The 20137-nt window shown below is 61.6% G+C and carries 15 protein-coding genes and 3 pseudogenes; 8 read left to right on the forward strand and 10 right to left on the reverse strand.

Annotation, left to right across the window (positions count from 1 at the left end):
- Positions 1-91: 91 nt before the first annotated feature.
- On the reverse strand, positions 92-922 hold the full coding sequence (locus HT737_RS26995; RefSeq protein WP_182404353.1) for an alpha/beta fold hydrolase: 831 nt from the start codon (positions 920-922) through the stop codon (positions 92-94).
- Positions 923-1173: 251 nt separating this feature from the next.
- Here HT737_RS26995 and HT737_RS27000 point away from each other — a divergent pair, with 251 nt between their 5' ends.
- The 4 genes from HT737_RS27000 to HT737_RS27015 all read left to right on the forward strand — a co-directional run bounded on the left by HT737_RS27000 (position 1174) and on the right by HT737_RS27015 (position 5416).
- Positions 1174-1629: a (2Fe-2S)-binding protein gene (locus HT737_RS27000; protein WP_182404354.1), complete on the forward strand. Its 456-nt coding sequence runs from the start codon at positions 1174-1176 to the stop codon at positions 1627-1629.
- 14 nt (positions 1630-1643) lie between these two features.
- Positions 1644-3806, forward strand: a complete 2163-nt coding sequence (locus tag HT737_RS27005) for a xanthine dehydrogenase family protein molybdopterin-binding subunit (RefSeq protein ID WP_182404355.1) — start codon at positions 1644-1646, stop codon at positions 3804-3806.
- Position 3807: 1 nt separating this feature from the next.
- A complete protein-coding gene (locus tag HT737_RS27010) occupies positions 3808-4386 on the forward strand; it encodes a hypothetical protein (RefSeq protein ID WP_108182956.1) in 579 nt (192 codons plus the stop codon).
- A gap of 61 nt (positions 4387-4447) precedes the next feature.
- A complete protein-coding gene (locus tag HT737_RS27015; RefSeq protein ID WP_047293691.1) occupies positions 4448-5416 on the forward strand; it encodes a sensor domain-containing diguanylate cyclase in 969 nt (322 codons plus the stop codon).
- A gap of 122 nt (positions 5417-5538) precedes the next feature.
- Here the strand turns inward: HT737_RS27015 and HT737_RS27020 are convergent, their stop codons facing one another.
- Positions 5539-5964, reverse strand: a complete 426-nt coding sequence (locus HT737_RS27020) for a VOC family protein (RefSeq protein WP_041067301.1) — start codon at positions 5962-5964, stop codon at positions 5539-5541.
- Positions 5965-6077: 113 nt separating this feature from the next.
- On the opposite strand from HT737_RS27020, the pseudogene HT737_RS27025 reads away from it, so the two are divergent.
- Positions 6078-6942, forward strand: a pseudogene (locus tag HT737_RS27025) (LysR family transcriptional regulator).
- 43 nt (positions 6943-6985) lie between these two features.
- Here HT737_RS27025 and fabI read toward each other — a convergent pair.
- The 8 genes and pseudogenes from fabI to gloB all read right to left on the reverse strand — a co-directional run bounded on the left by fabI (position 6986) and on the right by gloB (position 17807).
- A complete protein-coding gene (gene fabI, locus HT737_RS27030; RefSeq protein WP_003202751.1) occupies positions 6986-7780 on the reverse strand; it encodes an enoyl-ACP reductase FabI in 795 nt (264 codons plus the stop codon).
- 19 nt (positions 7781-7799) lie between these two features.
- Positions 7800-9411, reverse strand: a pseudogene (locus HT737_RS27035) (ABC transporter ATP-binding protein).
- A 1-nt stretch (position 9412) separates the two neighbouring features.
- Positions 9413-10432 (reverse strand): ABC transporter permease, encoded by a 1020-nt coding sequence (locus HT737_RS27040; RefSeq protein WP_047293700.1) that lies wholly within the window; start codon positions 10430-10432, stop codon positions 9413-9415.
- Between the two features lies 1 nt (position 10433).
- The gene (locus HT737_RS27045) at positions 10434-11507 is read right to left on the reverse strand and encodes a microcin C ABC transporter permease YejB (RefSeq protein ID WP_095668974.1); all 1074 of its coding nucleotides are present in this window, start codon (positions 11505-11507) and stop codon (positions 10434-10436) included.
- A gap of 4 nt (positions 11508-11511) precedes the next feature.
- A complete protein-coding gene (locus HT737_RS27050) occupies positions 11512-13353 on the reverse strand; it encodes an extracellular solute-binding protein (protein ID WP_182404356.1) in 1842 nt (613 codons plus the stop codon).
- A complete protein-coding gene (locus HT737_RS27055) occupies positions 13350-15182 on the reverse strand; it encodes an extracellular solute-binding protein (RefSeq protein ID WP_182404357.1) in 1833 nt (610 codons plus the stop codon). Before HT737_RS27055 ends, HT737_RS27050 begins: the two co-directional genes overlap by 4 nt.
- Positions 15183-15471: 289 nt before the next feature.
- Positions 15472-16938 carry a LysM peptidoglycan-binding domain-containing protein gene (locus tag HT737_RS27060; RefSeq protein WP_182404358.1) on the reverse strand — a complete coding sequence of 489 codons (1467 nt, stop codon included), beginning with the start codon at positions 16936-16938 and terminating at the stop codon, positions 15472-15474.
- A gap of 99 nt (positions 16939-17037) precedes the next feature.
- Positions 17038-17807 (reverse strand): annotated as a pseudogene (gene gloB, locus HT737_RS27065) (hydroxyacylglutathione hydrolase).
- Positions 17808-17873: 66 nt separating this feature from the next.
- Between gloB and HT737_RS27070 the strand changes: the two are divergent.
- The 3 genes from HT737_RS27070 to dnaQ all read left to right on the forward strand — a co-directional run bounded on the left by HT737_RS27070 (position 17874) and on the right by dnaQ (position 20101).
- On the forward strand, positions 17874-18632 hold the full coding sequence (locus HT737_RS27070) for a methyltransferase domain-containing protein (RefSeq protein ID WP_047293705.1): 759 nt from the start codon (positions 17874-17876) through the stop codon (positions 18630-18632).
- Between the two features lie 91 nt (positions 18633-18723).
- Entirely contained in the window at positions 18724-19185 is a 462-nt protein-coding gene (gene rnhA, locus HT737_RS27075) for a ribonuclease HI (protein ID WP_003224162.1), read from the forward strand.
- Positions 19186-19342: 157 nt separating this feature from the next.
- The gene (dnaQ, locus tag HT737_RS27080; protein WP_182404359.1) at positions 19343-20101 is read left to right on the forward strand and encodes a DNA polymerase III subunit epsilon; all 759 of its coding nucleotides are present in this window, start codon (positions 19343-19345) and stop codon (positions 20099-20101) included.
- Positions 20102-20137: the final 36 nt, after the last annotated feature.

The raw sequence follows: 20137 nt of genomic DNA on the forward strand, positions 1-20137 counted from the left end.
TGGCTTGCCAGCGATGAGGCCGGCGCATCCACAATTGATGTTGCCTGATCCACCGTCATCGCTGGCAAGCCAGCTCCCACAATGATGTGTGTCAGCCGCGAATAAACGCCAACAAATCCGCATTGATCGTCGCCGCCTCGGTTGTCGGCATCCCGTGCGGAAAGCCCGGATACGACTTCAGCGTGCCATTTGGCAGCAGTTTCGCCGATAAAGGCCCCGAGTTCGCATACGGCACGATCTGGTCGTCCTCGCCATGCATCACCAGCACCGGTACGGTGACCTTCTTCAGGTCTTCGGTGAAGTCGGTCTGCGAGAAGGCAACGATCCCGTCGTAATGCGCCTTGGCGCCGCCGATCATGCCCTGACGCCACCAATTGCCGATGATCCCTTCCGAAGGTTTTGCTCCCGGACGGTTGTAGCCATAGAAAGGACCGCTGGGAATGTCGCGATAGAACTGCGCGCGATTGGCCGCCAGTTGTGCCTGAAAATCATCGAACACCGATTTCGGCAAACCACCGGGATTGCTTTCGGTCTGGACCATCAACGGTGGCACCGCGCTGATCAGCACGCCTTTGGCTACGTTGTCCTGCCCATGCCGGGCGATGTAGTGGATGACCTCACCGCCGCCGGTGGAGTGGCCGACGTGCACCACGTTCTTCACCCCCAGATGCTGAACCACCGCCAGCGCATCGTCGGCGTAATGATCCATGTCGTGGCCGTCCCAGACCTGGCTCGATCGCCCGTGCCCGCGCCGGTCATGGGCAATCACCCGAAAGCCCTGGGCCAGAAAGAACAGCATCTGCGCATCCCAGTCGTCCGAGCTGAGTGGCCAGCCGTGGTGGAAGTGGATCACCGGAGCGTCCTTCGGGCCCCAGTCCTTGTAGAAGATATCGACGCCGTCTTGAGTAGTGACAAATCCCATGTTCGCGACTCCTGACCAATGTGATGGGTGACCGCGCTCGTCGCAGGCCGGTGGTGCTGGCTCGGGTGAGCGCCGTTATCAGCCAGAAGATTAAAGTCGACATTTATACGTTGAGGCATGACCGGTGGTCGCAACGTCTGGCTTGCGGCGCAATTTGGGCTTTGCTGAAAGGGATAAGCCGAGGCGCGCACAGGCTTCGATGGCCGTAGCGACGCCCCTTCAGAACACCGTGAGTCTGAGGAAAACCCCCGATGCTGACCTTGAATATCAATGGCAAGGATCAGGAACTCGATGTGCCGGCAGACATGCCGCTGCTCTGGGTCCTGCGTGATGTGGCGCACCTGACCGGTACCAAATTCGGCTGTGGCATGGCCCAGTGCGGCGCCTGCACCGTTCACGTGGATGGGGCACCGTTGCGTGCCTGCATCACGCCCGCCACTGCCGTGGCCAACGGCCAGAAAATCCTCACCATCGAAGGCCTGTCCACCGACGGCTCGCACCCGGTGCAGCAAGCCTGGGCCGAACTCGACGTGGTGCAATGCGGTTACTGTCAGTCCGGGCAGATCATGTCTGCCGCGGCGCTGCTGGCGAAAATCCCCCAACCCACCGACAGCGATATCGATCAGGCGCTCTCCGGCAACATTTGCCGCTGCGGCACCTATCCGCGAATCCGCGCTGCGGTGAAACGTGCGGCCGAGATTGGCTGATTGGGAGACAGACGATGAACAGTCCTGTATCGCGTCGCGGCTTTCTCAAGGGCAGTGCCGTGCTGGGTGGCGGTCTGGTGGTGGCGTTTGTCGTGCCCGGTGCCCATCGGTTTGCGCGGGCAGCGGAGAATGAAGGCAAGGTCTTCGCGCCCAATGCGTTTTTGCGTATCGCCGCCGACAACAGCGTGACGGTGTTGCTCGGGCATTCGGAAATGGGCCAGGGCATCTGGACTGGCCTGACCATGCTGATCGCCGAAGAGCTGGACGCCGACTGGTCGACGATCCGCGTCGAACATTCGCCGGCCTCGGCGGCCAATTACGGCATGCCGGCGTTTGGCGGGATGCAGATTACCGGCGGCTCGACCTCGACCTGGATGGAGTTCGACCGTTACCGGCTCGCAGGGGCCACGGCGCGGCAGATGCTGGTGGAAGCGGCGGCCAAGCGCTTCAACGTCGCTGCATCGACGATTCGCACCGAATCGGGCGTCGTGATCGCCGGTGATAAACGTGCCACTTACGGCGAACTGGCGGACGCCGCCGGGCAACTGCCGGTGCCGGATCCGAAGTCGATCACCTTCAAGGAGGCCAAGGACTGGAAAGTCATCGGCAAACCGACCAAACGCCTCGACACCCCGGAGAAAATCACCGGGCGCGCCAAGTTCGGCATGGACGTGCAGTTCGACGGCTTGATGACCGCGATGGTTGCCCGTGCGCCGGTGTTCGGTGCCACGGTCAAATCCTTCGAGGGGGCCGAGGCGCTGGCGGTGCCCGGCGTGCACAAAGTGGTACAGGTGCCGACCGGCGTGGCGGTGATTGCCGATCATTACTGGGCGGCGAAACTCGGGCGTGATGCCTTGAAAGTCGATTGGGACATGGGCCCGCACACTGACCTGAGTAGCCAGGGCCTGCTCGACAGCTTTCGCAAACTGGCGGCGACACCTGGGACTTCCGCCGGTCAGGCCGGGGATCCGCAGGGCAACTTCAATAAAGCGGCGAAGAAAATCGACGTCGAATACAGCGTGCCGTATCTGGCGCATGCACCGATGGAACCGCTCAACTGCACGGTGAAGATCAGCGCCGACAAGTGCGAAATCTGGACCGGCACGCAATTCCAGACCCTGGATCAGATGGTCGCCGGCAAGATCACCGGGCTCAAACCGGAGCAGGTGGAGATTCACACCGAGTTTCTCGGTGGCGGTTTCGGGCGCCGGGCCAATCCGACCTCGGACTTCGTCGCTGAAGCCGTGCAAGTGGCGAAAGCGGCCGGGATGCCGGTGAAAACCGTGTGGTCCCGTGAGGATGACATTCGTGGCGGTTATTACCGCTCGATGTTCCTGCATCAGGCGCGCATCGGCCTCGACGGGCAGGGCATGCCGTTGAGCTGGCAGCATGTGCTGGTCGGTCAGTCGATCATGGCCGGCACGATGCTTGAACAGACCATGGTCAAGAACGGCATCGACGCAACCTCGGTCGAAGGCGTGGCTGACAGCCCGTATATCAAAGGCCTGGCTCATCAACAGGTCGAGCTGCATTCGCCGCAGACCGGGATCAATGTGTTGTGGCTGCGTTCGGTCGGGCACAGCCACACCGCGTTCGTCATGGAGTCGCTGATCGATGAAATGGCCACGGCGGCCGGCAAGGACCCGGTGGAATACCGGCGAACGTTGCTCAAGGATCATGCGCGCCATCTCGGTGTGCTGAATCTGGCGGTGGAGAAGGCCAACTGGACAGCGCCATTGCCGGACGGGCATGCGCTGGGCGTGGCGGTGCACGAGTCGTTCGGCAGTTATGTGGCGCAGGTGGCCGAGGTCTCCCAGGACAATCTGGCGATCCGCGTGCACCGCGTGGTGTGTGCGGTGGATTGCGGGATCGCGGTCAATCCGCAGAGCATCGCGGCGCAGATGGAATCGTGCATCACCTTTGGCCTGGGCATGGCGCTGCACAGCAAGCTGACGGTCAAGGACGGCGCGGTGGTGCAATCCAATTATCACGACTATCAGGTGCTGCGCCTCAATGAGATGCCGCTGGTCGAGGTGCATATCGTGCCCAGTCGCGACAAACCCGGCGGCATCGGCGAGGCCGGTGTTCCGCCTACCGCGCCGGCGGTGGCCAACGCGGTGTATGCACTGACCGGGCAACGCCTGCGTGAACTGCCGCTGCAACTGTCGGGGGTGTGAGATGAAACGACATCTGCTGTTGGGCACGGTGATTCTGCTGGGGCTGGGCGGCTACGCTTCGGACCTGTTCGCCGATGATCAGGAGGCGCTCAAGGCGTTCGGCACGGTGCAGAAGGTGTTCCAGAGCCCGCGTTGCCAGAACTGCCACATTCCCGGCGACTCGCCGCTGCAATTCGATGCCGGCAAACCGCACGCGATGAATGTCGTGCGCGGCATGGACGGCAAGGGCGCCGCCGGTTTGCCTTGCGCCACCTGCCATGCCGAGCGCAACCCGCCCGACAGTTATGGCCCGCATGCGCCTCCGGGGGCGCCGCACTGGAGTCTGCCACCGGCGGCGCACAAGATGGCCTGGATTGGCCTGCCGCCGGACAAGTTGTGCGCGATGATCAAGGATCGTTCCAGCAACGGCGACCGTGACTTCGCCGCGCTGATCAAACATGTCAGCGACGACAAACTGGTGCTGTGGGGCTGGAATCCCGGAGCCGGGCGAACGCCGGTGCCAGTGCCGCATGACATTTTTGTGGCCCAGTTCAAGCTTTGGGCCGATGCCGGCGGGCCGTGCCCGGTGGCGGGCGGTTGAGTGTGTGAGTCGCTGGCGATTCAAGCTACTCTAACGGTCGTTGACCCTGATGGAGTGCGTGATGCTGGCCCCGATCAAACCCGCCAATGAAGCTGTGCGAATCCAGGCATTGCACGGACTGAACGTCCTGGACTCTGCGCCCGAAGAGCGTTTCGACCGTTTGACGCGTCTGGCCAAACGGCTGTTCAACGTGCCGATTGCGTTGGTCACGCTGGTCGACAAGGATCGGCAATGGTTCAAGTCGTGCGTCGGCCTCGACGTCAACGAAACCCCACGGGATGTGTCGTTCTGTGGGCACGCGATTCTTCAGGATGAATTGCTGCTGGTGCCGGATGCCAAGCAAGACAAACGCTTTCATGACAATCCGCTGGTGACCGGCGAGCCGAACATCCGTTTTTACGCGGGCTACCCGCTGACCGTGCCCAACGGCAACAAGATGGGCACGCTGTGCCTGATCGACACCAAGCCGCGCGAGCTCGATGACGAGGAGCGCGGGCTGTTGCGCGATCTGGCCGGGATGGCCGAGCAGGAATTGATGGCGGTGCAGATGGCGAACATGGACGAGCTGACGCTGCTGTCCAACCGCCGTGGTTTCAAGGCCCTTGCTCAGTATGCGCTGGAGGCCTGCAAGCACCGGGACAAACCGGCGACGCTGCTGTTTTTCGATCTCAATGACTTCAAACACATCAATGATCACTATGGGCATGCCGAAGGCGACAGTGCGCTGAAGACCTTCGCCGACGTGCTGCGCATCGCTTTTCGCGAGAGCGACGTGGTCGGGCGCCTGGGCGGTGATGAGTTCGTGGCGCTGCTGACCGGCTCCAGTCACGTCGAAACCACGGCGATCATGGCGCGGCTCAAGGACATCCTCGACGAGCGCAATACGATGTTGCAACGCGGCTACGACATCCGCTTCAGCGTCGGCCAGATCGAATACGATCCGCAACGGCATGACACGGTGGATCGGCTGCTGGCCGATGCCGATAGCGCAATGTACGAACACAAGCAGCAATTGAAGCGCGGCCATTGAGGGCCTCATCGCTGGCAAGCCAGCTCCCACAGATTTCGCGGCTGCCCACACAATCCAGGGACTGCACGGAACCTTGTGGGCGCTGGCTTGCCAGCGATAGCGGCCAGTCAGACGCCACACTTCTATTTGGCAAACAACTGCCCGATATCCTTGAACGCCTTGAACTCCAGCGCATTGCCACACGGGTCGAACAGAAACATCGTCGCTTGTTCGCCCACCAGGCCCTGAAAGCGAATCCCCGGCTCAATCACAAACCGCGTACCCAGTGATGTCAGGCGTTCGGCCAGCGCCTGCCATTGCGCCATCCCCAGCACCACCCCGAAATGCGGCACCGGCACGTCATGCCCGTCCACGGCATTGGTGTGGGCAGCTTCCTGTGCAGCGTTTTTCGGCGCCAGATGAATCACCAGTTGATGGCCGAAGAAGTTGAAGTCGACCCAGTGTGCGCTGGAACGACCTTCCTCCAGCCCGAAAACTTCGCGGTAAAAGTGCCGTGCGGCGGCCAGGTCATAGACGGGGATGGCCAGATGGAATGGGCTGAGTGACATAGGTGCGGTCTCGATCAACGGTTGGGGTGAGCTGAGTCTAGCGCTGTGAATTTCGATTGAAAGACGATAGTTTTTGCGCCGAGCTCAAATTATTTCGATCAATCGAGGTGTCCATGCTGCGTGAACTCAAGACCTTTCTGGCGGTGGCGCAGCACGGCACGTTTGCCGCGGCGGGTCTTCATGTCGGCCTGACGCAATCGGCGGTCAGCGCGCAGATCCGCAATCTGGAACAGACCCTCGGCGTAAGACTGTTCGATCGCACCGGGCGGCAGGCGATCCTCAATCCGGCAGGGCAGCGCGCGGTGCCGATGGCGCAGGAAATGCTCGCCACCTTCAGCCGCATGGCGATCAGCGAAGACGCCAGCGAGTTTCGCGGCGAGCTGAGAATCGGCGCCGTGGCCACCGCGCAGACGGGGTTGTTGCCTCAGGCCTTGCTGCGCTTGCGCCAACAGGCGCCCGGCGTGGAGCCGAAACTGGTGCCGGGTGTGTCGCTGAACCTGCTGAGCCAAGTGGATGCAGGGCAGGTCGATCTGGCGGTCATGATCAAGCCGCCGTTCGAATTGCCCAAGGAGCTGGCAGCGCAGGTGATCCGACGCGAACCGTTCGTGCTGATCGTACCGCGCGGTGTCGAGGGCGATGATCCGCTGCAATTGCTCGCCGAGCATCCTCATGTGCGCTACGACCGTAACTCGTTCGGGGGGGCGACTGGTGACGCGCTTTCTGCGTGAGCAGCGGATAGACGTCCACGTAGCGCTGGAGCTGGATGAGCTGGAAGCGATCGTTAAAATGGTCGAATGCGGGCTCGGGGTTTCGTTGCTGCCCATGGCTGGGCTGTGGCTGGAGCATCCGCTGAGGGTGAGAGTGATCGAACTGGGCGAGCTGAAGTTTTATCGGGAGATGGTGCTGTTGCAGCGTTACAGCCAGCGCAGCCAGCCGATTCAGCAGTTGTTCGCCCGTTGCCTGGCATCGCAGGCATGAAAAAGCCCGCCAATTGGCGGGCTTTTTATCGGCAGCGTGAAGATTACTCTTCGATGTTGCCCATGGCGGTGGTGTTGAAGCCGCCGTCCACGTACATGATTTCACCACTGATGCCCGACGCCAGGTCGGAGCACAGGAAGGCGCCGGCGTTGCCGACTTCTTCGATGGTGACGTTGCGGCGCAGTGGAGTTTGCGCTTCGTTGGCGGCCAGCATCTTGCGGAAGTTCTTGATGCCCGAGGCGGCCAGGGTACGGATCGGGCCAGCCGATACGCAGTTGACGCGGGTGCCGTCCGGGCCCAGGGAACCGGCCAGGTAACGTACGCCAGCTTCCAGCGAAGCCTTGGCCATGCCCATCACGTTGTAGTTCGGCATGGTGCGCTCGGCGCCCAGGTACGACAGGGTCAGCAGGCTGCCGTTGCGGCCTTTCATCATCTCGCGGCCAGCCTTGGCCAGGGCCACGAAGCTGTAGGCGCTGATGTCGTGAGCGATGCGGAAACCTTCACGGGTGGTGGCTTCGGTGAAGTCGCCGTCCAGTTGGTCGCCCGGGGCGAAGCCGACGGAGTGCACGATGCAGTCCAGGCCGTCCCACTTCTTGCTCAGTTCTTCGAAGACCTTGGCGATTTCTTCATCGCTGGCCACGTCGCACGGGAAGCACAGTTCAGGGCTCGAACCCCAACCCTGTGCGAACTCTTCAACGCGACCCTTGAGTTTGTCGTTCTGATAAGTGAAGGCAAGCTCAGCGCCCTCGCGATGCATGGCGGCAGCGATGCCGGATGCGATGGACAGCTTGCTGGCGACACCGACGATCAGTACGCGCTTACCGGCGAGAAAACCCATGTGTTGCTCCTCTTTCAGGTTATTGCGCAGTGGCTGGTGCCAGAAAAGCGGCTTCCAGCAACTGCTGTGTATACGAATGTTTGGGAGCGGCAAAGATGGCTTGCGCGTCTCCCTGTTCGACCACTTGGCCATGCTTGACCACCATCAGCTGGTGGCTCAGCGCTTTGACGACAGCCAGATCATGGCTGATGAACAAATACGTCAGGTTGTACTTGGCTTGCAGTGAACGCAACAGCTCCACCACTTGCCGCTGCACCGTGCGGTCGAGCGCCGAAGTGGGCTCGTCCAGCAGGATCAGCGCCGGTTTCAGCACCAAGGCCCGGGCAATGGCGATACGTTGCCGTTGCCCACCGGAAAATTCGTGGGGGTAGCGGTGCCGGGTTTCCGGATCCAGACCTACCTCCTTCAATGCCGCAATAATCGCCGCTTCCTGCTCGGTCGCGGTGCCCATCTTGTGAATCCGCAGGCCTTCGCCAACGATATCGCTGACGCACATTCGCGGGCTCAGGCTGCCGAACGGGTCCTGAAACACCACCTGCATCTCCCGCCGCAACGGGCGAACCTCGTTCTGCGTCAGGCAGTCTAGCTGCTTGCCCTCAAAGCGGATCGCGCCTTTGCTGCCGATCAGCCGCAAAATCGCCAGACCCAGCGTGGATTTGCCGGAACCGCTTTCCCCCACGATCCCCAGAGTCTGTCCCTGAGGCAGGCTGAAATTGATGCCGTCCACTGCCTTGACGTAATCCACCGTGCGTTTGAGCAGGCCTTTCTTGATCGGGAACCAGACTTTCAGGTTCTCGACTTCGAGCAGCGGCGCCCCGATTTTATTGCTCGCCGGGCCTCCGCTGGGCTCCGCGCCGAGCAATTCCCGAGTGTACGGATGCTGCGGCGAACGGAACAGCTCTGCGCACGATGCCTGTTCGACGATGCAACCGCGCTGCATGACACATACGCGATGCGCAATTCTTCGCACCAGGTTCAAATCATGACTGATCAGTAACAGCGACATGCCCAATCGAGCCTGAAGTTCCTTGAGCAAATCGAGGATTTTCAGCTGAACGGTCACGTCCAGTGCGGTGGTTGGCTCGTCAGCGATCAGCAGTTCCGGCTCGTTGGCCAGCGCCATGGCGATCATCACCCGCTGGCGCTGGCCGCCAGACAATTCGTGGGGCAGGGCCTTGAGGCGCTTGTGCGGCTCGGGGATGCCGACCATCTCCAGCAGCTCCAGCGTGCGCTTGGTCGCGACTTTGCCGCTCAAGCCCTTGTGGATGGCCAACACCTCGTTGATCTGTTTCTCGATCGAGTGCAGCGGGTTGAGCGAGGTCATCGGCTCCTGAAAGATCATCGCGATGCGGTTGCCACGGATGTGGCGAATGGTCTTTTTCGCTCAGGTCCAGCAGATTCTGCCCGGCATAGGTGATGCTGCCGGCCGGATGGCGGGCCAGCGGGTAGGGCAGCAGGCGCAGGATCGAGTGCGCGGTCACCGATTTGCCCGAGCCGGACTCGCCGACCAGCGCCAGGGTTTCGCCGCGCTTGATGTCGAAGCTCACGCCCTCGACCACCCGGTGCAGTCGCTCGTTGAAGCCGAACTCGACGGCGAGGTCGCGCACTTCGATCAGATTGTCCTGATTCATTTCACTTCCTCGGGTCGAAGGCATCGCGAGCGGACTCGCCGATAAACACCAGCAGACTCAACATCAGCGCCAGCACCGCAAACGCGCTGATGCCCAGCCACGGCGCCTGCAGGTTGGATTTGCCCTGAGCCACCAGTTCACCCAGCGACGGGCTGCCGGCCGGCAAGCCGAAGCCGAGGAAATCCAGCGCGGTCAGGGTGCCGATGGCACCGGTGAGGATGAACGGCATGAAGGTCATGGTCGAGACCATCGCGTTGGGCAGAATGTGGCGGAACATGATCGCGCCGTTCTGCATGCCCAGCGCCCGCGCCGCACGCACGTATTCGAGGTTGCGCCCACGCAGGAACTCGGCGCGCACCACGTCGACCAGGCTCATCCACGAAAACAGCAGCATGATCCCCAGCAGCCACCAGAAATTCGGCTGGACGAAACTGGCGAGGATGATCAGCAGGTACAGCACCGGCAGCCCCGACCAGATTTCCAGAAAGCGCTGCCCGGCCAGATCGACCCAGCCGCCATAGAAACCCTGCAATGCGCCGGCAATTACACCGATGATCGAGCTGAGCACGGTCAGGGTCAGGGCGAACAGCACCGAGATGCGGAAGCCGTAAATCACCCGCGCCAGCACATCGCGGCCCTGATCGTCGGTGCCCAGCAGGTTGTCCGCCGAGGGCGGGGCCGGGGCCGGGACTTTCAGGTCGTAGTTGATGCTCTGGTAGCTGTAGGGAATCGGCGCCCACAACACCCACGCATCCTTGGCCTTGAGCAGTTCGCGGATATACGGGCTCTTGTAGTTGGCTTCCAGCGGGAATTCGCCGCCGAAGGTGGTTTCCGGGTAGCGCTTGATCGCCGGGAAGTACCAGTGGTTGTCGTAATGCACCAGCAGCGGCTTGTCGTTGGCGATCAGCTCGGCGCCGAGGCTCAGGCCGAACAGAATCAGAAACAGCCACAGCGACCACCAGCCACGCTTGTTGGCTTTGAACAGTTCGAACCGGCGGCGGTTGAGCGGGGACAGGTTCATCTCAATGCTCCCGGCTGGCGAAGTCGATGCGCGGATCGACCAGGGTGTAGGTGAGGTCGCCGATCAGTTTCACCACCAGGCCCAGCAGGGTGAAGATGAACAGGGTGCCGAACACCACCGGGTAATCGCGGTTGATCGCCGCTTCGAAACTCATCAGGCCCAGGCCGTCGAGGGAGAAGATCACCTCCACCAGCAACGAGCCGGTGAAGAAGATGCCGATGAACGCGGAAGGGAACCCGGCAATCACCAGCAGCATGGCGTTGCGGAACACGTGGCCGTAGAGCACGCGGTTGCGCGTCAGGCCCTTGGCCTTGGCGGTGACCACGTACTGCTTGTTGATCTCGTCGAGGAAGCTGTTTTTGGTCAGCAGGGTCATGGTCGCGAAGTTGCCGATCACCAGCGCCGTCACCGGCAGCGCCAGGTGCCAGAAGTAATCGAGGACTTTGCCGCTCAGGCTCAGCTCATCGAAGTTGTTCGAAGTCAGGCCGCGCAACGGGAACCAGTCCAGATAACTGCCGCCGGCAAACACCACGATCAGCAGAATCGCAAACAGGAACGCCGGGATCGCGTAGCCGATGATGATCGCCGAACTGGTCCACACGTCGAAGTGGCTGCCGTGTCGCGTGGCCTTGGCGATCCCCAGCGGGATCGACACCAGGTACATGATCAGCGTGCTCCACAGCCCGAGCGAGATCGATACCGGCATCTTCTCCTTGATCAGGTCGATGACCTTGGCGTCGCGGAAGAAGCTGTCGCCGAAATCCAGCTTCGCGTAGTTCTTGACCATGATCCACAAGCGTTCCGGGGCCGACTTGTCGAAGCCGTACATGTGCTCGATTTCCTTGATCAGCGCCGGGTCCAGGCCTTGCGCGCCGCGATAGGCGGAGCCGGCCACCGAGACTTCGGCGCCGCCACCGGCGATGCGGCTGGTGGCGCCTTCGAAACCTTCGAGCTTGGCGATCATCTGTTCCACCGGGCCGCCTGGCGCGGCCTGGATGATGACGAAGTTGATCAGCAGGATGCCGAACAGGGTCGGGATGATCAGCAGCAGTCGCCGAAAAATATACGCCAGCATCTGATTACTCCGTGCCCACAGGGTCGGCTTGCAGTTTGGTTTCGACTTCTATGGCGGGTTTCGCGTCAGGCTTGACCCACCAGGTGTTAATCCCGATGTCGTATTTGGGCGAGACTTTCGGGTGACCGATGTGGTTCCAGTAAGCCACGCGCCAGGTCTTGATGTGCCAGTTGGGGACTACGTAGTAACCCCATTGCAGCACCCGATCCAGCGCCCGGGCATGGGCCACCAGGCTGCTGCGTGAATCGGCGTTGATCAGGCTTTCCACCAGTTGATCGACGATCGGATCCTTCAGACCCATGGTGTTGCGGCTGCTCGGTTTGTCGGCGGCGGCGCTCATCCAGAATTCGCGCTGCTCGTTACCCGGCGAGTTGGATTGCGGGAAGCTGCCGACCATCATGTCGAAGTCCCGTGAGCGCACGCGGTTGATGTATTGCGAAACGTCGACGCGGCGGATCACCAGATCGATGCCGAGGTCGGCCAGATTGCGTTTAAACGGCAGCAGTACGCGTTCGAATTCGGTCTGCGCGAGGAGGAACTCGATGACCACCGGTTTGCCGCTGGCGTCGACCATTTTGTCGTCGACAATCTTCCAGCCAGCCTCTTGCAGCAGTTGATAGGCTTCGCGCTGCTGGGCGCGGATCATGCCGCTGGCGTCGGTCTTGGGGTTCTCGAAGGCTTCGCTGAACACCTGCGCCGGGAGTTTGCTGCGAAACGGTTCGAGGATCGCCCGCTGCTCGGCGTCCGGCAGGCCGGTGGCGGCCATTTCCGAGTTCTCGAAATAGCTGCGGGTGCGGAAGTAGGCACCGTTGAACAGTTGTTTGTTGGTCCACTCGAAATCGAACAGCAGACCGAGCGCCTGCCGCACCCGCACATCCTGAAACACCGGACGGCGCAAATTGAAAACGAAGCCCTGCATGCCGGTCGGGTTGCTGTTGGCGATCTGTTCCTTGATCAGCCGGCCTTCGGTGACCGCTGGAATGTTGTAGGCGTTGGCCCAGTTCTTCGCGGTCATTTCCAGCCAGTAATCGAACTGCCCGGCCTTCAGCGCTTCGACGGCGACGGTGTTGTCGCGGTAGTAATCGGTGGTCATCACGTCGAAGTTGTAGAACCCGCGATTGACCGGCAAATCCTTGCCCCAATAGTCCTTGACCCGCTCATAGCGCACCGAGCGCCCGGCCTTCACTTCGGCGACCTTGTACGGGCCGCTGCCCAGCGGGATTTCCAGATTGCCCTTGGTGAAATCGCGATTGGCCCACCAGTGTTTCGGCAGCACCGGCAACTGGCCGAGGATCAGCGGCAACTCGCGATTGTTGGTGTGCTTGAACTTGAACAGCACCTTGAGCGGGTCTTCGGCGATCACCTCATCGACGTCGCTGTAGTAGCCGCGAAACAGCGGCGAACCGTCTTTGGTCAGGGTCTGGAAACTGAATACCACGTCTTCGGCGCGCACCGGATGGCCGTCATGAAAGCGCGCTTCCGGACGCAGGTAGAAACGCACCCAGCTGTTGTCCGGGGCTTTCTCGATCTTCGCAGCGATCAGGCCGTACTCGGTGAACGGCTCGTCGAGGCTGTGCTTGGTCAGGGTGTCGTAGATCTGCCCGACGTCATCGGCCGGCACGCCTTTGCTGATGAACGGGTTGAGGCTGTCGAAGCCGCCGAATCCGGCCTGGCGGAAGATCCCGCCCTTGGGTGCGTCGGGGTTCACGTAATCGAACTGTTTGAAGTCCGCCGGGTATTTCGGCGGCTCGTTGTACAGGGTCACCGCGTGTTGCGGGGCGGCAATCGCCAGCCCGGCGAACAGCAGACCGCTGGCCTGCAGGAGCAGGGCACGGATGAGGGTCATTTATTGTTCTCCGAAGATTTCAGCCACCACGCGCTCAGGCCCAGGGTGTAGGGCGGCGTGGTGACGAAAGCCAACCGGTTGCGGTAGGCCAGTCGGTGATAATTGAGGTACCAGTTGGGAATGCTGTAGTGCTGCCACAGCAGCACGCGGTCCAGCGCCTTGCCGGCGGCGACCTGTTCGTCGCGGGTTTGCGCGGCGAGCAATTGTTCGAGCAGGTGATCGACCACGGGGTTGGCGATGCCGGCGTAATTCTTGCTGCCCTTGACCCCGACCTGACTGGAATGGAAGTACTGCCACTGCTCCAGGCCCGGGCTGAGGGTCTGGTTGAGGGTCATCAGGATCATGTCGAAATCGAATTGATCCAGACGCTGTTTGTACTGGGCGCGATCCACCGTGCGCAGGCGCGCATCGATGCCGATGCTGTTGAGGTTTTCGATGTACGGCTGCAGGATCCGCTCAAGGTTCGGATTGACCAGCAGCAGTTCGAAGCTCAGCGGCTGCCCGGCAGCGTTTTGCAGGCGCTGGCCGTTGAGCTTCCAGCCGGCCTCGGCGAGCAGCGCCAGGGCCTTGCGCATGGTTTCTCGCGGGATGCCACGGCCATCGGTTTGCGGCAAGGTGAACGGCTCGGTGAACAGCTTTGCCGGTAACTGATCTTTATACGGCTTGAGCATCAGCCATTCGTGCCCGACCGGCAGGCCGCTGGCGCTGAATTCGCTGTTGGGGTAGTAACTGGTGGTGCGTTTGTAGGCGTCGCTGAACAGCGCGCGGTTGGTCCACTCGAAGTCGAACATCAGGCCCAGCGCTTCGCGCACCTTGACGTCGCTGAAGGTCGCGCGTCGGGTGTTCATGAACAGGCCCTGGCTCTGGGTCGGGATCTGATGCGGGATCTGCGCCTTGATCACGTCGCCACGGCGCACCGCCGGGAAGTTGTAGCCATTGGCCCAGTTCTTCGCCTGATGCTCGATGTAGATATCGAATTCACCGGCCTTGAACGCTTCGAAGGCCACGTCGCTGTCGCGGTAGAACTCGACTTCCATGCGATCAAAATTGTACTTGCCGCGATTGACCGGCAGGTCCTTGCCCCAGTAATCCTTGACCCGCTCGAAAATCAGCTGCCGCCCCGGCGTCACCGAGGTGATGCGATAGGGGCCGCTGCCCAGCGGTGGTTCGAAGGTGGTGGCCTTGAAGTCGCGATCTTTCCAGTAATGCTGTGGCAGCACCGGCAGCTCACCGAGGCGCAGAATCAATAACGGATTGCCCGAGCGTTTCATCACGAAACGAATGCGCTGCGGGTTGAGGATGTCGACCCGTGAGACTTCCTGCAGGGCAGTGCGGTACAGCGGGTGGCCGTCCTTGAGCAGTGTTCGGTAGGAGAACGCCACGTCGTAGGCGGTGATCGGTGTGCCATCGTGGAAACGTGCTTCCGGGCGCAGATTGAACACCACCCAACTGCGATCTTCGCTGTATTCCACCGATTGCGCGATCAGGCCATAGCTCGATGCCGGCTCGTCGCCGGACGGCGAATACTGGCCGGTGCCGACCATCAGCGGCTCGTTCAGCTCATTGATGCCGTACTGCAGGAAATTCGGCGTGGTGACCGGGCTGGTGCCCTTGAAGGTGTACGGGTTGACCGTATCGAAGGTGCCGAACGCCATCACCCGCAACGTACCGCCCTTGGGCGCTTGCGGGTTGACCCAGTCGAAGTGGGTAAATCTGGCCGGGTACTTGAGCGTGCCGAACTGCGCATAACCGTGACTCTCGGTAATCGTCGCGCTTGCGGGTGAGCTCAAGGCCAGGCTGATCAGGAGCAGGAGGAGGGGACGCTTCAAGTCAGATCCGATCCAGGCGGCTTGGGCTTTGTGGGCCGTACAGTAACAGCTTGTCTGGACAGGAAAAAGATGCGGGTTAATGGGCTGTTAATCGGCGTGCAATTCTCACCCGGTTTGCATTGTAGCGAGGGGATTTATCCCCGATGGACTGCGCAGCAGTCCCCGTGGTTTTTGGAAGGCAGGGGCCGCTTCGCGCCCCATCGGGGGATAAATCCCCTCACCACAAGGAATCCATCGGGGACAATAATTCGGGCAATAAAAAAAGCCCCTGAATTTCAGGGGCTCTTTGTCAGTGCGGCTGGTAAACCGTGAGCATCTGCCCAGGCTTGAGGGCCTTGCCGGCGCCCGGGTTCCAGCGCTTGAGATGCTGCATCTCGACGTTGAAACGCTTGGCCACCACGTACAGGGTGTCGCCACGCTTGACCTTGTACTGGGTCTGCTGCTGGCTGTCGGTCTTGCCTTTGGTCTTGCTGTTGGCAGCAATCACCGTGTTGATCCGGCCACTGTTGCGAGCCGGGGCGCGCTTGGTGGTGTCCTGCATCACCAGGGTCTGGCCGACCTTGAGGTTCTTGCCGGTCAGCTTGTTCCAGCGCTGCAGGTCCTTGACTTCGACCTTGTTGGCCTTGGCGATGGAACCGAGGTTGTCACCGCGTTTGACCCGATAGGCGCGTTTGAGCTTTGCCACCTCGGTCGGGTCGGCACCGTCGAATACCGGTTTCAACGAACGGGGACTGATCAGTTCTTCAGGCCGCATGGTCTGCAGGCTGGCGGTCAGCAGTTGCGCCTTGGACGTCGGCACCAGCAGATGCTGCGGGCCGTCGATGGTGGTGCGTTGCTTGAAGGCCGGGTTGAGCTGGAACAGTTCGTCTTCGTCGATGTTGGCCACCGCCGCGACCTTCGACAGGTCCATGCGCTGGTTGATTTCGACGACCTGGAAATACGGTTCGTTGGCGATCGGGTTGAGGTTCACCCCGTAGGCTTCCGGGGCCAGCACCACTTGCGACAGGGCCAGTAGTTTCGGCACGTACGCCTGGGTTTCCGCCGGCAACGACGACAGGTTCCAGTAGTCGGTCGGCAGGCCGAGCTTCTCGTTGCGCTCGATGGCGCGGCTCACCGTGCCTTCACCGGCGTTGTAGGCCGCCAGGGCCAGCAGCCAGTCGCCGTTGAACATGTCGTGCAGACGGGTCAGGTAATCCATCGCAGCGGTGGTCGAGGCGGTGATATCGCGACGGCCGTCATAAAAGCGGGTCTGGCGCAGGTTGTAGTAGCGACCGGTGGACGGAATGAATTGCCACAGCCCCGAGGCGTCGGCGCGCGAGTAGGCCATCGGGTTGTAGGCGCTCTCGATCACTGGCAGCAGGGCCAGTTCCAGCGGCATGTTGCGCTCTTCGAGACGCTCGACGATGTAATGAATGTAGAGACTGCCGCGTTCGCCGGCATTCTCGAGGAAAGAAGGGTTGCTGGCGAACCACAGGCGCTGTTGCTCGATGCGCGGGTTGACGCCCAGGCCGTCCTGCAGCTGGAAACCACCGCGCATGCGCTCCCAGATGTCCTGAGGCACCTGCGGGCTGGGCTTTTCGCTCAGCCAGATCGGTTTCTGCTTGGCTCGCGCAGCAATGTTCGGCGTATGGGTCGCTTCAGTCTGCGGAGCATGGCTGGAACAGCCCGCCAATGTGGCGGACACAGCCACCGCGATGGCTTGGGCCAGGCGGGTCAACGTGTCTGAATTGACGGACTTACGTATGGATGACGACATTGGCTGGAAGTAAGTTCCGGGCAAAAATGTCGGGCGATTCTAGAAAGCGCACCCCCTGCGGTCAACCATTCAGAATTTTTGTACCAGGGGGCGAGTCACTTAGAATTTATCTTTCCACGCCCGCAGAGCCGCAAAAACCTCACTCGGCGCCCGGTTTTGAGCGCCTGCCCGTTCGTCCACTTTTTGTGTAACTAATGTTTCAGAGGTGCGCAGAAACGGATTGGTGAGCTTTTCCAGGGCCAGGGTCGACGGCAGGGTCATCACGCCTTTTTCCCGTTTGTTGAGCGACTTTTTTCCAGACGGGCGGCAATGTCCGGGTTGCCCGGTTCGACCGCGGCGGCAAACTTCAGGTTGCTCAGAGTGTATTCATGGGTGCAATACACCAACGTATCCTCGGGTAGCGCGGCGAGGCGGCTGAGCGAGTGGTGCATCTGTTGCGGCGTGCCTTCGAACAGGCGCCCGCAACCGGCGGCGAACAGGGTGTCACCGCAAAACAGCAGGCCGTGGTGGTAATAGGCAATGTGGCCGAGGGTGTGACCGGGCACCGCATAGACATCGAAGTCCCAGCCGAGGACGCTGACCGTGTCGTTGTCCTTGAGCGCCACATCGCGCCCCGGGATGTTTTCGCTGGCCGGGCCGTAGACTGTGGCGCCGCTCGCGGCTTTCAGGCGTTCGACGCCGCCGACGTGGTCGTGGTGGTGATGGGTGATCAGAATGTCGCTCAGCACCCAGCCCGGGTGTGCGGCGAGCCAGGCCTGCACCGGCGCGGCATCGCCCGGATCGACCACGGCGCAGCGCTGGGTGCGGTGATCCTGTAACAACCAGATGTAGTTGTCGGTGAACGCGGGCAGGGCACTGATCTGTATCATCGTCGGAATTCGCCAAGCGGAAAACATTGGCGCATCTTAGAGCTTCTAGCGGCGTTGGAGAATGACATGACCGATAAAGCGTTCGCTCAGGCCGATCCCGACTGGCTGGCGTTGATCGGCGCGGCCCGTGAATGGCTCGCCGGCCCGCTCGGGCAATTTCTGCTGGATGAAGAACGACGCATGCTCGAAGACGAGTTGGGGCGGTTCTTCGGCGGCTATCTGGTGCATTACGGGCCATCGGCGCAGACCCCGCCGTCGGCGCCACAGGTGCAGCGCAACGTGCGGCTTGGCGCGCCATTGCCGGGGGTCGAGATCGTCTGCGAGGAACAGGCCTGGCCGTTGAGCGAGCACGCCGCCGACGTGGTGGTGTTGCAGCACGGTCTGGATTTCTGCCTGTCGCCCCACGGATTGCTGCGTGAAGCGGCGAGCAGCGTACGCCCCGGCGGGCATCTGCTGATCATCGGCATCAATCCCTGGAGCACCTGGGGCCTGCGCCATGTGTTCGCCCACGACGCCTTGCGCCAGGCGCGCTGCATCTCGCCGTCGCGGGTTGCCGACTGGCTCAACCTGCTGGGCTTTGCGCTGGAGAAACGCCGCTTCGGGTGCTATCGTCCGCCGCTCGCGTCGCCCAAGTGGCAGGCCCGACTGGCCGGCTGGGAACGCAAGGCCGGCGACTGGCAACTGTCGGGCGGTGGCTTCTATTTATTGGTCGCGCGCAAGATCGTGGTTGGCCTGCGACCGTTGCGTCAGGAGCGTCGCGAGCCGATGGGCAAGCTGATTCCGCTGCCGATGGCCAAGGTCAACCGCCGTCGGATCGAACCGTAAACCTTCTTTTTATAGTGGCCGGACCTGCTCCGGCCGCGGCCATCGTCGATCCGCGATTGACGGGGCCAGGCATTTATCTGGATAGCGTGGCATGAGCGAAAGCGTCGATAGCGTAGAACTGTTCACCGACGGCGCCTGCAAGGGCAACCCCGGCCCGGGCGGCTGGGGTGCCTTGCTGGTGTGCAAGGGCGTGGAAAAGGAACTGTGGGGCGGCGAAGCCAACACCACCAACAACCGTATGGAACTGCTCGGCGCCATCCGTGGCCTTGAAGCCCTGAAGCGTCCTTGCGAAGTGCTGCTGGTGACCGACTCGCAGTACGTGATGAAAGGCATCAACGAGTGGATGGCCAACTGGAAGAAACGCGGCTGGAAAACCGCCGCGAAAGAGCCGGTGAAAAACGCCGACCTGTGGAAAGAGCTGGATGAGCAGGTCAATCGCCACAAGGTCACCTGGAAGTGGGTGCGCGGGCACATTGGTCATCACGGGAACGAACGGGCTGACCAATTGGCCAACCGTGGGGTAGATGAAGTGCGCGGCTACAAGCAGAGCTGATTGCCAGCAGGCTCACTCCTGCCATCTGGAATGCATTCCCCTGCGGCAGCTCCTACAGGGTTATCGGCGCCGATCAAGCGGTGGTGGGCGACGCGCACCGTGAGCGTGTTAACATCGCCGCTTTTGCACGATTGACCCCGTTGAGAACTGAACACTGATGGCCACCAGATCCGTTGTACTTGATACCGAAACCACCGGCATGCCGGTGACCGATGGTCACCGGATCATTGAAATCGGCTGTGTCGAACTGATCGGTCGGCGCCTGACGGGCCGGCACTTTCACATCTACCTGCAACCGGATCGCGAGAGTGATGAAGGGGCGATCGGCGTTCACGGCATCACCAACGAATTCCTCGTCGGCAAACCGCGTTTCGCCGAGGTCGCCGACGAGTTCTTCGAGTTCATCAATGGCGCGCAGTTGATCATCCATAACGCGGCGTTCGACGTTGGCTTCATCAACAACGAATTCGCCTTGATGGGCCAGCACGATCGTGCGGACATCACGCAGCACTGCACCATTCTCGACACCCTGATGATGGCGCGGGAACGTCACCCGGGGCAGCGCAACAGCCTCGACGCCTTGTGCAAGCGTTATGGCGTCGACAACTCCGGCCGTGAACTGCACGGCGCTTTGCTCGACTCGGAGATTCTCGCCGACGTCTACCTGACCATGACCGGTGGCCAGACCAGCCTGTCGCTGGCCGGCAACGCTTCCGACGGCAATGGCACGGGCGAGGGCGCGGACAACTCCGCCACCGAAATCCGTCGTCTGCCGGCGAATCGTCAGCCTGCGCGGATCATCCGGGCGACGGAAGACGAGCTGGCGGAGCACCTGGCGCGGCTCGAGATCATCGCCAAGTCGGCCGGTGGCCCGGCGCTGTGGACGCAGATCGCCGAGGCTGACGCTCAGGCCTGAAAGATCAAAAGATCAAAAGATCGCAGCCTTCGGCAG

The organism is Pseudomonas sp. MD195_PC81_125 (genome assembly GCF_014060985.1).
Lineage (GTDB): Bacteria > Pseudomonadota > Gammaproteobacteria > Pseudomonadales > Pseudomonadaceae > Aquipseudomonas > Aquipseudomonas parakoreensis.

Excerpts from the sequence above, each read along its gene's own strand:
- HT737_RS27010 (WP_108182956.1), top strand. The coding sequence starts at position 3,808 with ATGAAACGACATCTGCTGTTGGGCACGGTGATTCTGCTGGGGCTGGGC.
- HT737_RS27045 (WP_095668974.1), bottom strand. The coding sequence starts at position 11,507 with ATGCTGGCGTATATTTTTCGGCGACTGCTGCTGATCATCCCGACCCTG.
- dnaQ (WP_182404359.1), top strand. The coding sequence starts at position 19,343 with ATGGCCACCAGATCCGTTGTACTTGATACCGAAACCACCGGCATGCCG.
- rnhA (WP_003224162.1), top strand. The coding sequence starts at position 18,724 with ATGAGCGAAAGCGTCGATAGCGTAGAACTGTTCACCGACGGCGCCTGC.
- fabI (WP_003202751.1), bottom strand. The coding sequence starts at position 7,780 with ATGGGTTTTCTCGCCGGTAAGCGCGTACTGATCGTCGGTGTCGCCAGC.
- HT737_RS27000 (WP_182404354.1), top strand. The coding sequence starts at position 1,174 with ATGCTGACCTTGAATATCAATGGCAAGGATCAGGAACTCGATGTGCCG.
- HT737_RS27020 (WP_041067301.1), bottom strand. The coding sequence starts at position 5,964 with ATGTCACTCAGCCCATTCCATCTGGCCATCCCCGTCTATGACCTGGCC.
- HT737_RS26995 (WP_182404353.1), bottom strand. The coding sequence starts at position 922 with ATGGGATTTGTCACTACTCAAGACGGCGTCGATATCTTCTACAAGGAC.
- HT737_RS27040 (WP_047293700.1), bottom strand. The coding sequence starts at position 10,432 with ATGAACCTGTCCCCGCTCAACCGCCGCCGGTTCGAACTGTTCAAAGCC.
- HT737_RS27070 (WP_047293705.1), top strand. The coding sequence starts at position 17,874 with ATGACCGATAAAGCGTTCGCTCAGGCCGATCCCGACTGGCTGGCGTTG.
- HT737_RS27005 (WP_182404355.1), top strand. The coding sequence starts at position 1,644 with ATGAACAGTCCTGTATCGCGTCGCGGCTTTCTCAAGGGCAGTGCCGTG.
- HT737_RS27050 (WP_182404356.1), bottom strand. The coding sequence starts at position 13,353 with ATGACCCTCATCCGTGCCCTGCTCCTGCAGGCCAGCGGTCTGCTGTTC.
- HT737_RS27060 (WP_182404358.1), bottom strand. The coding sequence starts at position 16,938 with ATGTCGTCATCCATACGTAAGTCCGTCAATTCAGACACGTTGACCCGC.
- HT737_RS27015 (WP_047293691.1), top strand. The coding sequence starts at position 4,448 with ATGCTGGCCCCGATCAAACCCGCCAATGAAGCTGTGCGAATCCAGGCA.